Source organism: Candidatus Manganitrophus morganii, assembly GCA_021651055.1.
In the GTDB taxonomy this organism is placed as follows: domain Bacteria; phylum Nitrospirota; class Nitrospiria; order SBBL01; family Manganitrophaceae; genus Manganitrophus; species Manganitrophus morganii.
In genome coordinates, this window is sequence record JAJHOH010000001.1 from 2210599 (window position 1) to 2223888 (window position 13290).

Annotated in this window: 8 protein-coding genes; 2 read left to right on the forward strand and 6 right to left on the reverse strand. The window is 58.0% G+C overall.

The features are described 5' to 3' along the window. The 6 genes from MCM46_10085 to MCM46_10110 form a co-directional block, all read right to left on the reverse strand. Entirely contained in the window at nucleotides 1-2160 is a 2160-nt protein-coding gene (locus tag MCM46_10085) for an ATP-binding protein (protein ID MCG3112156.1), read from the reverse strand. 130 nt (nucleotides 2161-2290) lie between these two features. Then, nucleotides 2291-2866, reverse strand: coding sequence for a DUF4390 domain-containing protein (locus MCM46_10090; protein MCG3112157.1), 576 nt, complete (start codon nucleotides 2864-2866; stop codon nucleotides 2291-2293). Between the two features lie 4 nt (nucleotides 2867-2870). After that, complete coding sequence (locus tag MCM46_10095) at nucleotides 2871-4220, reverse strand: tetratricopeptide repeat protein (protein ID MCG3112158.1); 1350 nt, start codon at nucleotides 4218-4220, stop codon at nucleotides 2871-2873. A 22-nt stretch (nucleotides 4221-4242) separates the two neighbouring features. Then, a complete protein-coding gene (bamA, locus tag MCM46_10100; protein ID MCG3112159.1) occupies nucleotides 4243-6744 on the reverse strand; it encodes an outer membrane protein assembly factor BamA in 2502 nt (833 codons plus the stop codon). A 218-nt stretch (nucleotides 6745-6962) separates the two neighbouring features. Then, nucleotides 6963-10877, reverse strand: coding sequence for a translocation/assembly module TamB domain-containing protein (locus MCM46_10105; GenBank protein MCG3112160.1), 3915 nt, complete (start codon nucleotides 10875-10877; stop codon nucleotides 6963-6965). Nucleotides 10878-10955: 78 nt separating this feature from the next. Continuing rightward, nucleotides 10956-11387, reverse strand: a complete 432-nt coding sequence (locus tag MCM46_10110) for a DUF1844 domain-containing protein (GenBank protein MCG3112161.1) — start codon at nucleotides 11385-11387, stop codon at nucleotides 10956-10958. Nucleotides 11388-11538: 151 nt separating this feature from the next. Here MCM46_10110 and cbiE point away from each other — a divergent pair, with 151 nt between their 5' ends. Together cbiE and MCM46_10120 are read left to right on the forward strand one after the other, a co-directional pair. After that, nucleotides 11539-12264, forward strand: a complete 726-nt coding sequence (gene cbiE, locus MCM46_10115) for a precorrin-6y C5,15-methyltransferase (decarboxylating) subunit CbiE (protein ID MCG3112162.1) — start codon at nucleotides 11539-11541, stop codon at nucleotides 12262-12264. A 32-nt stretch (nucleotides 12265-12296) separates the two neighbouring features. After that, nucleotides 12297-13253: a carbon-nitrogen hydrolase family protein gene (locus MCM46_10120; protein ID MCG3112163.1), complete on the forward strand. Its 957-nt coding sequence runs from the start codon at nucleotides 12297-12299 to the stop codon at nucleotides 13251-13253. Nucleotides 13254-13290 lie beyond the last annotated feature (37 nt).

Consider the following 13290-nt stretch of genomic DNA (forward strand, 5'->3'; position numbering starts at 1 on the left):
TTAAACAGGAAACTCCACCACAAACGTCGTCCCCTTCGGCTGTCTCGGGACGGCGCGGATCTGGCCGTTGTGATCGATGACGATCCGATGGACGATCGCCAGCCCTAGCCCCGTTCCGGTCTTCTTTCTGGAAAAGTACGGGAGGAAGAGCTTATCGAGATCCTCCGGAGAGATCCCCGATCCCTCGTCGGCGACCTCGATCCGGACCTTCTGCTGCGCCTGGTCGTAGCTGCTCTGAAGGCTCAGGCCCCCTTCGCGGTTCATCGCATCAACGGCGTTGTCGAGAAGGTTCACGAAGAGCCGCTTGATCTGCTCGCGATCGAGGTTGAGGAGAGGAGCCGTCTCATCGAATTGAGCGGAGATCGTGATATCTTTGTGGGCCGATTGATAAAGGACGATGACCTCTTTCAAGATCGGTTCGATCTTCTGAAGCGTCGGCCGGGGGGCCGGCATTCGGGCGAAGTTGGAGAATTCGTCGACCAGATTCTTCAGATCGTGAACCTCGTTGATGACGATCCGCGTCGACTCGTCGAATATTTTATCAAAATCGCTCGAATGCTCATAGTATTTTTTTCTCAGCCGTTCCGCCGAGAGCTGAATCGGCGTCAGCGGGTTTTTGATCTCGTGCGCGATCCGCTGCGCCACCTCCTGCCAGGTGGCGAGCTTCTGCGCCCGGATCAATTCGGACAGATCATCGAAAACGATCACCCCGCCGAGAACCCGTTGATCCTCTCCCTGCAGCAGGGAGACGGCGGTCCGGAGGGTCAAAGACTTCTTCCGGACTTCGAGATGGACCTGCTCCTCCAGCGCGGTTTTCTTGAATCGTTGAATCTTGTCGAGTAGATCGGCCATCGGCTCCAATTTTCGGCAGGAGAAAAACGGAATGTACGCTTCTCCGACCGCTTCGGCGGCGCAGATGTTCAGGATCCGCTCCGCCGAGGGGTTGAAGGTGGTGATGATCCCCTTCTCATTGACCGAGATGACCCCGGCGGCGATGTTTTGAAGGATCCCCTCCATGTAGGCCCGTCGGCTCTCCAGCTCCAGATTCGACTCGGTGAGGGAGCGATTGGCCTCCTTGACCTTTTCCTGAGTCTGTTTGAGGTCGGCCGTCATTTTGTTGAAGGAGTCGACCAGGACCCCCAGCTCGTCGTTGGCTTGAACATCGATTTGAACTGCCAGATCGCCCTGCGCCACCGCTTCGGTCCCCTCCGCCAGCTTCTGGAGCGGGACGGTGATTCCGCGGGCGAGATAGAGACCGAACCAGGTCGCCGAGAAGATGATCAGAAGGACGATAATGAAGAAAGAGAGAATATAGCTCCCCTTGATCGGGTTTTTAAACGCCTTGAGCTGTTTGTAGTCTTCCAGCGCCTTTTTAATCTCCTCCATCTTGCCGACGAAGGAGGAGGGAATACGGGAGTCGACGACGAGAAGGGCGACCACCCGTTCATTTGTCTTAAGAGGAAGGATTCCCCGGATCAGGTCTCCCCGGTGGGTCGATTGAACCGTCGTGATCGGCTCGCCCGCGCGCAGCGCCCGTTGAAGGAGGTCGGTGGCGGGAAAGGGAGCGTTGGGCAGGTCGGGGATCCCTTTTGCGGTCGAGGCGAAGCGATGGAATGCGGGGGTAAAGAGGTGGATCGCCTCGACGGCATACTCCTTCTGACGCGCTTCCAAGGTCCGGGCCAATTCTTCATAAGGCCCTTCCAACAGGTTCCGTTCCTGGATCGTTCGCCCCGTCTGTTGGGCCAGCATGGAGACATGTTCTTCGCTCTTTTGATAATACCCCTGCGCCACCTCCAGCGAGTGGCCGAGCGACTTCTCCACCTGGATCGAAAACCAGTTCTCGATGCTGCTCGTCAAAAGACCGCTGGCAACGATGAAGAGGAGAATCGACGGGATCATCGAGAGGCCGATGAAAGCGGCGACCAGCTTGCTCTTGAAGCTCGACCGTCTCGGCTGCTGACGGCGCTCGAAATAAAGTTTGATCAGATTGCGGGAGAGGAGAAGGATCAGGAGAATGGCAAGGGTGATATTGACGTTGACCAACGTCAGGACCAGGATATTGGTCGAGAAGAGCGCGGGTCCTTCGACCCCTCTGAAAAAGAGGACGGTCAGGGAGACCGAGAGGGCCAAAAAGAGGGCGGTGATCAGAACGGGACGCAACCCCCCCCTTGGTTTCGGCGGCGCTGTTTTTTCAAGATCGGATGCGTTCATCGGTTCAGGCCGAGCCCGGTCTCCTCTGCGGTCCGAACGTCCCCTTCAGACGAATTCGGCCTCTCTTGAGCACTTCCCCTCACCGGATCACTGAGAGCGAGTCGGAATCGGCCCAGGGGGTGTCTATTTCGAGAAAGGGGATGAAGAAGAGAAAATAATCGACATAGAAGGGGAGCTTGGCCGCCTTCATCTGCGATTTGACGCTGACATAATAGCGATTGCGCGATCTGAGAACGCTGACGGGGGCGAGCTTCACCTGGTCGATCTTCGAGACAATCCGTTTCATCGTCTCGAGGTCGTCCACCGTGTTTTCCACCGTCCGTTCTCCCTCCCGCTGGACAACGGCGTACTTTTTCTTCAGCGTGTCGTACTTCACCGTGTAACGGATCGTTTTGGCCAGGATCTCTTCATCAAACCAGCTCTTCTGCTTTCGCTTCAAGAGGAGATAGTAGTAAAAATCTTTCGGAATGCCGTCGTGGATGTCTCTGATGATCTCCCGGTTGAATCCATCCACCAGCTCCGCCGTGACGACGATCTCCTGATTTTTGACCTCGGTGACCACATTCCTGATCCGCTCCGAGCCTGCGGCAAAGAGCCCTTCCGGAACAACGAGGAGGGTCAGGAAAAAAGAGATGAACCACATTTTTTTCGTCATACTTCTATCCGGATCCCATCCTTTTCTGCCACTCCAATTCGAAATCGGCGTAAGGGATAAGAAAGACCTGCTCAAACGCTTTCGGAAAGGGGGTGTTATCGGCCAATCCCTCCAAAAGGAGCTTGATTCGAAAAAAGCCGTACCGATCGATCAGATAAGCGGTCGCGGAGCGGCTCTGTGCGTAAGCCCGCCGTGCGGTCGGCTCATCATACGCCATGAATGTGCCGTGGAGCCTGCCGAGCGGGAGAAGGGGAGGGGTCAGTCGATCTCGGTCGAGCTTTCCCCCTTCTTCGAAGTAGAGGGCCAACCCCTCGTTCAGCCAGGTCGGTGTTTTGCCGCGCGAGAGTTGGTGAACGAGCGCATGGGTGTATTCGTGGTAGACCACCTTTTTCAACAAGGCTTCATTTTCGATCGGGCCCCCGATCGGAAGGTGGATTTTACCATCAAAGAGGGCCTTTGTCCAAGCCGGACTTTGGGTCACGTCCCGAAATTGTTGGTCGGTGTAGAGAACGGCCAGGATGGTCCGGTCGGGATAATAAGAAAAGGTCCTCCCGATTTCTTGATAAGCCTGCTCGAGGAGCTGAATGACCATGCGGGCCCGGTCTTTTTCCTCCCGTCCCTCGAAAAGAAGGTTGAAGTGGAGCGTCTGCGCCTGCTGGAATTGGGAGAAGAGCCGGTGTTCCCGCCGCATCTTCTCCATTCTCGCCGAGAGCGCGGCGTCTCTCGGATCGAGCCGAGAGGCCTTCTCCCACGCTTCAATCGCCTTTTTGAATTCGTTTCGGCTTTCATAAATCTCCCCGAGCAACTTGTAGGCGATCGCCTGCTCCGGATCAAGGGAAATCCCGATCTCCAGCATTCGAAAAGCGTCCCGCTCCTTCTGACGGCGATGGAAAGCAATCGCCGCCCCAAAATAGAAAGCGGCCTCCTTGTCGAATTGCTCGATCGAAGCGGCAAAATGGGGCTCCGCGTCGGCGAAGGCGTTTTGCCGGATCGCCTCCCATCCGAGCTGCGCATGCGCCTGGGCGACGTTTTTGCGGAGAGTGATCTCTTCCGGCTGGAGGGCGAAAGCCTGTTGAAAAAGATCGAGCGCCTCCCGATAGCTCCCTTTGTTGAAGAGGGCGACCCCTTTTTCGTTGAACGTCGCCCAGGGGGGAACCGCTTGATCCGAGGAGGGGGGGGAGACGGAGCCGGGGGGAGAGGGCCGGGAGACCTCGATATCAATCGAAGGAGGCAACGAATCGATCGCGTTTTCATCCGGGGGGCCGTTTTCTTTCTTCGTGGGGGTGAGGAGGTAGAAAAAAAGGAGGAACCCGATTCCGAGGAGGAGCCATCGTTCTTTGGTAGAGAACCGCATTCGTTTCCTAAGTTTCGATTTTCTAGAAGGCGTGCCCGAGGGTGAAATGGATTGCCCAGGGGCTTTCGTCGGCTTCACGGTTTAGCTTGTAGCCCCAGTCGAGCCGAAACGGCCCCACAGGAGTATTATACCGCACGCCAATCCCGGTGGTCGATTTAAGGTCGGAGAAGCGGACATCCCGGTGGTCCAGCCAGACATTGCCGTGATCGAAAAAAAGGACGAGGCCGAACGATCGGGGGAGGGCGATTCGAAGCTCCTCGTTGAAGATCAACATGGCGTTTCCGCCGGTGGGATCCCCGTTGATGATGGTGACCCCTTCCTCCCCGAGCTTGTCCTGATCGTAGCCGCGGACCGTACTGCGCCCCCCCGCGAGAAAGCGCTCCGTCAATGGAATCACCTCGGTCTCGCCGAACCGCTGCGCCACGCCGGCCCTCGCCGAGAAGGCGAAGACGAACCTCGTGAAGAGGGCCTGATACCAGCTGCTCTGGACCGTTGTTTTGACGAACTGCGCCTCGGAGCCGAGGATTTGCGCGGCGTCCTGGACGGTGATCCCGTTCAAGGTTCCGGAGCGGGGATTGAAAGGGTCGTCCCGGGTGTCTCGAATGAGAGAGGGGGTGATGCTCCCGATCGTGACCCGTCCGATATCCTGCGGGGTCAATTGCGCATCCGGGTCGACATTCGTCAGCCGGTTCCGTTCATATTGGTAGACGAGCGATCCCTTGACGGTTTTCGAGAAGCTTTTGTCGACGCCGACGGTGCCGCTGGTCCGCTCCAGATCGTAGGTGCGCTCCTCCCGGTCTTCATAGGCGGCCACCACATGGGCATCGGTGTCGCGAAAGAAAAACCACGGCTCCCGGTAGCTCAGGGTATAGAGTTCCTGGATGCGGCTCCCCTGCGCCCGGGCGGTGAGGCTTCGACCGGTGCCGAAGAGATTCCGATGGGAGAGCTCGAAAAATCCACGGACCCCTTCGAAGTCGGCATAACCCCCGCCGAACTCCACGCCGATGCTGGGGCGTTCCGTCACGGAGAGTTGGAGGTCATGAACCGTCGGTTTGTCTTCGAAGCGAATCGGCTCGAACCGGACCCCCGAGAAGAGGCCGGTTCGATAGAGGCGCTGCTGGCTCGTGAGGATCTGGTCGAAGCTATAAGGATCTCCCTCGCGAATGACGAGCTCACGGAGGAGAACGTGGTCGCGTGTTTTCAGGTTTCCATCGAGAACGATCCGGCCGACGCGGACCTGCTCTCCCTCGGAGAGATCATAGGTGATGTCGGCGGTCGTCTGATCCTCGGAGAAATCGGTGAGCGACTGAACGGAGGCGTAAAGATAGCCCTCCTTTTCATAGGCGGAGAGGAGCTGGCGCGCCCCCTCCCTCACGATCGCTTCATAATAAGGATCTTCCGGCGCGACCCGGAGCGCTTTTTTCAATGTTGTCTCCGACAGGCGTTGATGCCCCTGAAGGGTGATCCGGCCGATCCTGGTTCGAATCCCCTCGTCGATTTTGTAAGTGACCGTGGCGTCGGTTCGGGTGTCGTCATAGTCGATCTCGGGGGCGACGCGCGGGTCTCGGAACCCCTCCCTCTTATAAAAGAGGACCAGGGCGGAGGCATCCTCGTCGAGCTGCTCGCGGGTGTAAAGACTCGACGAGAAGCGACCTTCTTTTTGGAGACGGACGATCTCCCGCAGGCGCTCCGATGAAAAGGAGTGGTTGCCGGAGAATTTGATTTGTCGAATGCGGGTTCGGGAACCGCTTTCGATCTTGAAGCGAACCTCCGTCCGGTTTTCCTCCGGAAAAGGAAGGGCGGAGACGGTCACCTGGACAAAGGGATAACCCGCTCTGCGGTAAAATTCTTCAATCTCCTGGGCGCTCTGCTCGAGCGTGCTCGAATCGTCGCTCCGCTCTTCTTTGATGAGGACCAGCGGCTCCAGTTGTTTCACCGACATGGGACCCCGCCCGTCGAAGTGAAGGTCGATCTTGTTGAAAGCGGCGATCGGGAGGGTGATGTCGACCTCATTGGTCCGCTCAATAAACTCGAGGATCGGCGGACCGACAACGGCCTTCAAGTAGCCCTCGCTATAATAGAATGCTTCGACCCCTTTGATATTTTCTTCAAGTTTGTCGAAGCGATAATACTCCTTCGGCCAGGAGGTGATCATCCGAAGCCTTATTGTGGTGTCTGAAAATTCTTTCTGTCCGGTCAAACGGAGGTTTCTGATTTTGGCCGGATCGCCCTCACGAATGTCGAGTGAGAGATCAACGCTTCTCCGATCGCGAGGGGCTCGTTTGATGCCGGTCGCGAAGCGGGTTTGGAAGTATCCCTTTCTTCGATAGAGCGAGCTCACGTCGGAGAGCGCTTTTTCCCAGCGGGCCTCCGTAAACTCGTCCCCCGGCTTCATCCCGATCACACCGAGAATCTCCTCCTCGGAAACAAAGTAATTTCCGGAGAGGTCGATCGAGGAGAGAAGCCGCCGCTCGATGAGGATGAATTTGACGGTGACCTCCTCTCCCGCCGGTTCGACCTCCACCCAGATGTCGCGGTAGCGGCCGGTTGCGTAGAGGCGCTCGATGGCTTTTCGAATGAGGCGGGTCTGGTAGCGCTGTCCCGGTCGAAGTTCGATCTGTTCGAAGACCTCCGGCTCGGAGGAGCGCTCGGATAAATCGATGCTGACCTGGTGGATGACCTTCCCTTCCCAAGAATGGGCATGAACAAAAAGGGGGGCGATGAGAAGACAGATTGTCGCGATTATCGGAACTCGAATCTGAATCGAACATCCCCTCCCATCTGCCCGTCTTGATCTCGTTCCCCCACCAGAGACACATTCTTGCCGAGCTCATAAATCATCCGGATCAGCTGCTCCTCGGAAGGATCGAGGGTGGCCGAATAGGTGACCAAGAGCCGGTCTTCCAGAAGCCGTTTTTCAGCCGTCAGCCGAGGGCCGCTCGACGACTTTGCCCCCCCGGTAAAGGGGTCGACCTGGATTCGATCGACCACCCCTGTTTTCGGAACCGCTCCCTCCAGAAGCTCCGAAAGAATCAGGCTGGTCGCCTCGCTGCTGGCGGCCCCCCCCTGTCTTTGGGCGAACTCCTCCGTGGTCACTCCGAAGGTGAGGAGAGCGAGGATATCGGTCTCCGAAAGGGGGGGAGAGGAGGAGAGGGCCAAGGTGAACCTGGAGAGGTTTCCGGTAAGACCGAGATCGATCGCGTACTCTTTATCGAGGCTCACTTTGCTGTCGGGCATCTTCACCACCGTTCTCGCTTTCAGATCAAATCGAGGGTCGATCTTTTGGGGATCCAAAAATTCGACCGAGCCGGAGGTGACCTTGAATTCGTTGTTCCGGAAGTAGATTAAACCGCGCGGAACCATGATCCGGCCGATTAAGAGCGGCCGGTCGATCGATCCCTTCAAGAAAAGGTCGATTTCGAGCGGAATTTTCGCAATATTGTTGTCGACCCAGATGTTTTCTTGTCCGTAGAGATGGATATTCATTTTCGTGGCGCCGAAGAGAGGGGTCTCTTCCCTGAAGGTCTCCTCCGTTTTCTGCACCCACTCGACCGCCATTGATTTTAAATCGGCCCGTTTATCGTAGATCGCCCGCTTCACGACCATCTCACCCTTGAGGGTCTGGACCGATCCCTCCCGCTGGAAGAGGAGTTCGCCGTCGACCGTCGCCGTCAGATCTTTGGCAAGGTTGATTCGGGTGTCGGCGACCTCCAGAAGAAACCCGAACGGGCCGACGCCGAAACCGGCCAGATCGGCCTTCCCGTTTGCCTGGAACCGTCCCCGGCCCATTTCTCCCTCGAACGTCTCCAGGAGAAGGACCCGTTCGTTGAAGACGACCGAAAGAGAAGAGACATGAACCGACTGGGGAAAGAGGACCGTTCGCACCGTGCCGTCTTGAAGGGCGAGCTGGCCGAGAATACGGGGCGATTTCCACTGATCGGAGATCCGCACGTCGAGGGTTGCCTTCCCTTTTCCGGAAGTAATCGTCCTGGAAAAAAAGGTGAGCAGATTCAGATCGGCCTCTCCTTTCACGAAGAGATCCCACGATTGAAGAGGGGTCAGCGCGCCATTGAACTCTAGGGCGGTATTTTCTCCCTTCAGCCGGGCGTTCTCGAAGGCAAAGACCCCTCGCTCCGATCTGACGGCGATCGGCCCGTCGTTCCCGACGGCGTATCCGCCGAAGTCGGCGGCGATCTCTGTCAGCGTTCCGGTCAGATTGACCTGGTCCATCTTGGCGAGCTGTCCGCCTCCTTCCAGCTCTCCCGTCATCTGAAGGGTGATCCCGGCGAGAGGGGTCGAGAAAAACTGCCGGATGAAAGGATCGATCCGAAGTTGCGCAAAGCGGCCCTGGAAAGAAAAGGGGTACGAAGGGGTCAGCTGGATCTCCCCCTTCGCGGAAAAGTTTTTCTTGGGAAACGTTCCTTCCAGGCGGATGACCCCCTGGTCCCAATTGGCTTTAACGGTCCCGGTGTCTCCTTCCGTATCGGCATATCGGAGCTCCTGGACGGAGGCGACAATCGCCAGGTTCGGCTTCTTAAAACTTCCCTCCCCGGCCACCTCCAACGCCATCTTTCCGGAAAGGAGCGGCGCCCGGGCCTGGATCAGCTCGATTTCATGAATGGGGAGATCGGTTCCTTTCACCGCCATCCGGTAGGTCCCGTTGAATCGGATCTCTCCTTCACCCTCGACGCGGGCCGGGCCCCGCTCCAAGGAGATCTTGCGAAGGAGGGCTTCTTTCCCGGTGACCGTCAGGTCGAGCCTTCCCCGGTCGAAGCGCTCGCCGTAAAGCGAGCCCCGCGCCAAGCTCAGCGGCCCCTTGACCGCGAAGGCCTGGGGACTTCCTTTGATGGAAAGGGTCCCGGTCGCGGCGGTCCGAAGGGGAATGGAGAGTTGAAAGAAATCAAAAACCGCCTGGGGATCGCCGGCGGTGATCTTGGTCTGAAGGTCGAACATCGGTTCGTTCGGATCGGCCCACTGAATGCTGCCGTTGAACCGATAGGGAGCCGGGGAAGCCTTTTTCCCGGCGGCGGGCGGAGATTCCAGAGATCCCTCCTTTAACTGAAGCCGCCGGTCCTGGAGAATAAAGTGAGAGATCAAGGTCCCCATCGTTTTACGCTGAAGGGTCCATCGATCGAGGAGAACGGTCCCTTCGATCCGGGGATGATCGATCTTTCCGGAGAGGGCGCCTTCGATCTGGAGCGCTCCGGTGAAGGGAAGGTCGAGGGCCCGGGTCAATCCCTGGACCTCTTCCGACAGGGCGGCCACCTCGATCGAGAGGCCCTGCTGTTGGCTCCAATTTCCGTGAAAGATCGCTTCCGCATTCGGGAAGGCGAGCTCCCCCTGATCGACCGACAGCCGACTCTCCGACCATCGCCATCGGATCTCTCCCTCTTGAAGCAGGGCAATCAATTTCTCCGGGCGTCCCGCCTCGGCGCGAAACGGAGGGGAGAAGAGGGGAAGCCGTTTTGCTTCCAGACGGCCTCCTCCCGCCCAATCGGCCGGGGATGCTCCCTTTCCTGAAAGAGTGAAATCGCCGTCGAGAAAAATCCCTTCCAGCGCCCGGTCCACTTCCGACGGAAGATTCAACAGAAGTTTTCGCATCTTGTCCAAAGGAAGTCGTCCGTATTGAAGCGAGGCGCGGAAGGCGGGCGTCTCCTTTATGAAATCGCCCTCCGCCTCCCCGCTGAAGGTCCCCTTGAACAGCTCGCCGGAGAAGGAAGAGATCACGATCTTTCGATCCCGGTAGGAGATTTCCGAGAGGAGGGAGCCGATCTCGGTCCCTTCCGATGAAAGCTGTGGAAGGGCGATCTTCCCCGCGGCGGAGAGATTGGGATAGGCGCCGGTGAGGTGCCCCTGTACGATCGCCTCGCCGGAGAGTTTTCTTTCGGCGATGAGAGAAACGGGCGCCTCCTCCAGGGGAAAACGGAGGTCGATCTGAAGGTCGAGCCGATTGTCCTCTCCCGTATGGACCTTCCCTTCGGTCAGAAGGTGCGCCCGTCCCGAGAGAAGCGAGCCCTGCCGGATTTCGACCGCTCCGGGAGTCAAGGCGACCTTCGTCTCCAACCGGTCGATCGCTCTCTCCTCCTTCTCGGTTGAAAGCCGCCCCGTTTCCGCCGAGAGATCGATCTCGAATCGGGTCATTCTCAGATCGGGCCGGATCTCCGCCTCGATCTCCTGAAGCGAGAGGGAGCGGAGCAGGCCGGCTCCCTGATAAGAAAGCGATCCGTTTTTGATTCGAACGGTCCGAACGACGACCGCCGGAGGGCCTTCCTCCCGTTGCTCCCGCGAGGAGGAGGGGGGCTGAGAGAGTAACGCCGGCGTCAGCGCGATCGAGGGAGACTCGATCACGATCTGTCGGATGAAAAACGACTGGGTCAGCAGAGACCAAGGACTGAAGTAAACCCGAATCTCTTGGGCCGAAAAAGGGGAGACATCGCCGATGGGGCGGGCGGAGACCCCCTTGAGCACCACCGAGGCGGAGAGAGAACGAAGTTCGACCTCCCCGATTTGGATCGGGCGTCCCAGCAACCGCTCCAACCCCTTTTCGGCATAGGCCTTCGCCTTCTCTGAGAAGAGACCGCTTTGGAGGACAAGCTGAACGGTAAAAAACAAAAGGAAGAGGGTCGCGAAAAGAAAAAGGATCCACTTTTTTGACAAACGGAGCTCCTTACATTGAAGCGAATCCGAGGCGACGGAAGGGGGAGACCTTCCTGACCTCTTCACAAGGAGGGCGAATCAGGGGTGGCGTTTTTTTTCTACCTCGACGAACTTCAAGCGCAGGGTGAAGAGGATCTGTCGAAGGAGATTTTCCTCATCCGGGGTCAGGTTCCCTTTGGTTTTCTCTTCGAGAAGGGTGATCAGATCAATCACTTGGCGTGCCGCCGGCAGCTCCACCGACCTCTCTCCGGTCGCGGGATTGGCCTCCTGTCCCAGGTGAATCAGCGCAGATGTTGCGAGAGAAAGAATGAATGAGGAAAAATGAACCGGAAAAGAGCCCTCTGCTGGATGAATGTGTTCCTCCCGGCTCGGAGACGCTGCATGGGCCTCTTTGTCCGGAGCGGAGGCCGGTTTTTCCGTATGCTCTTTCTCCGGCCGCTTATCCTGGTCGGTCTCCTTCAAGTAAGCGCGGCGGTCTCTGATCTGAAACCCTTTTTCGTCCTCTTCCATCGGCTCCTCCCTCGCACGATAAGTTAGCACAAACTTTTCCCCTTTTCAAGGCAAGGAAGAGGCCGGGACGACCCGTCGCGTCGCCCCGGCGCTTGACTTTTATCGCCGGTGCGGCATAGACTACCCTGCACCGAAGGGATGCGTCTTACAGATGGGTGATCCGCTAAAAGAGAAAGTCCATGTTTTCGGCGTGGGGGAGGACGGCGTTCTCTCGATGAATCTCAAAGCGATGCGGCTGCTTCAGGATGCCGAGTGGATCTTCGGCCCCGAGCGACTTTTGGCCTTCTTTCCCAATCACGATGCCAAGAAAATTCCGATTCAATCCGACCTCAAAAAAATCGCCGAGATGATTCAATCGAATCTCGGCCGGCGCCAAATGGCGGTCCTTGCCTCCGGGGATCCTAATTTTTACGGAATCGCACAAGGGTTGGTAGCGCAGCTTGGGAAAGAGGCGGTGGAGATCCTCCCCAATGTCAGTGCCATGCAGTTGGCCTTCGCCCGGATCAAAGAGAGCTGGGAAGAGGCCTATCTCGGCTCGGTCCGGAACCGGCCGATCGAAGGGGTCATTGAACCGGTCCGGCATGCCGTTAAGGCGGGCATTTTGACCGACGCGGAAAATACCCCGGCCGCATTGGCCAAGGCGCTCCTGGCGCGGGGGATCGAGAACCGGACGGCCTATGTTTGCGAAAACCTGGGAGAGGGGGACGAGCGCGTCACGGAATTGGATCTGAAGCAACTTCCCGGAAGGAACTCCTCCCCGCGCACGATCCTGATTCTTTTGGACCGCATAAAACAACCGTCGCAAAAACCGCCTCAGTCGGACACCGGCAAAGACGCGCTTTCCACTTCAAATCATGACGAAGAGGGGAGAATTTGATGGACGGCGCTTTCTGTCAAAAGGAGCCCTCGATGGAAAATGGTCCCGAGCGTTTAACGATCGCCGCCATTCAGATGGCCTCGATTCCGTATCACGTCGAGGAAAACCTGAATAAGGCCGATCGGATGGTTCGGGAAGCGGCCTCGCGCGGCGCCCGCATCATTGTCTTACCGGAGCTGTTCAATACCGGATATTGCTATGATTGGAAGAACCTAAAGGTCGGGGAAGATCTCTCCGGCCGGACCGCCCGATGGTTTCGAAGTCTTGCAAAGGGATTAGGGATCTATCTGATCGGCGGAATGATCGAGCGGGACGGCGGCAATCATTACAACACCCTCTTGCTGACCAGTCCGCAAGGCCGTCTTGCCTCTTACCGGAAGCGCTGCCTTCCCCTTCAGGAGAAGTGCTATTTCACCAAAGGGGATGAGCCGTTGCTGGTCGAGACCCCCCTCGGCCGGATCGGCTTCGGGATCTGCGCCGATCTGCTCGATCAGAAGATCTGGGAGCGGTTTCGGAACAAGGTGAACCTTCTGATTGTTTCGTCGGCTTGGCCGGACTTCACCGCGGGTGGTTTTCTCTTCGCCAAAACGGCGGTCAATCGAAGCATCAGCCGGATGCCGGAGCTCCTTCCGAAGCGGCTGGCGGAATCGTTCGGGGTGCCGGTCGCCTATGCGGGCCTCTGCGGACCGTTTGATTCTCCTCTCCCCTTTCTCTATCCCTATGCGGTGCGGAGCCGGTTCGTCGGGTATTCGGCGGTTTATGACCGGGGAGGAATCCCGGTGTCGGTCCTGAAGGGAGCGGAGGGGGTGGCGATCGGAGGGGTTGTCACCGAACCGCTGCCGGCGGAGAAGCGGTATGCCGTCGATACGGCGGTGCGGATGATGGCCCGGCTTGATCGGGTGTTTCTGACGATCCCCTGCCGCGTCTACCGGATGTTGAACCGCTCCAAGAGCGAAGAGGCTTGGAGAGGAATGCAGCCCTCCCCGTAAGAAGCCGGCGCCACGGATTGTTTCACTCGGCGGCCGA

Bases quoted from the DNA above. Each gene is read 5' to 3' on its own strand.
- MCM46_10090 (MCG3112157.1), bottom strand. From the start codon at position 2,866: ATGACGAAAAAAATGTGGTTCATCTCTTTTTTCCTGACCCTCCTCGTT.
- MCM46_10095 (MCG3112158.1), bottom strand. From the start codon at position 4,220: ATGCGGTTCTCTACCAAAGAACGATGGCTCCTCCTCGGAATCGGGTTC.
- MCM46_10110 (MCG3112161.1), bottom strand. From the start codon at position 11,387: ATGGAAGAGGACGAAAAAGGGTTTCAGATCAGAGACCGCCGCGCTTAC.
- cbiE (MCG3112162.1), top strand. From the start codon at position 11,539: ATGGGTGATCCGCTAAAAGAGAAAGTCCATGTTTTCGGCGTGGGGGAG.
- MCM46_10120 (MCG3112163.1), top strand. From the start codon at position 12,297: ATGGAAAATGGTCCCGAGCGTTTAACGATCGCCGCCATTCAGATGGCC.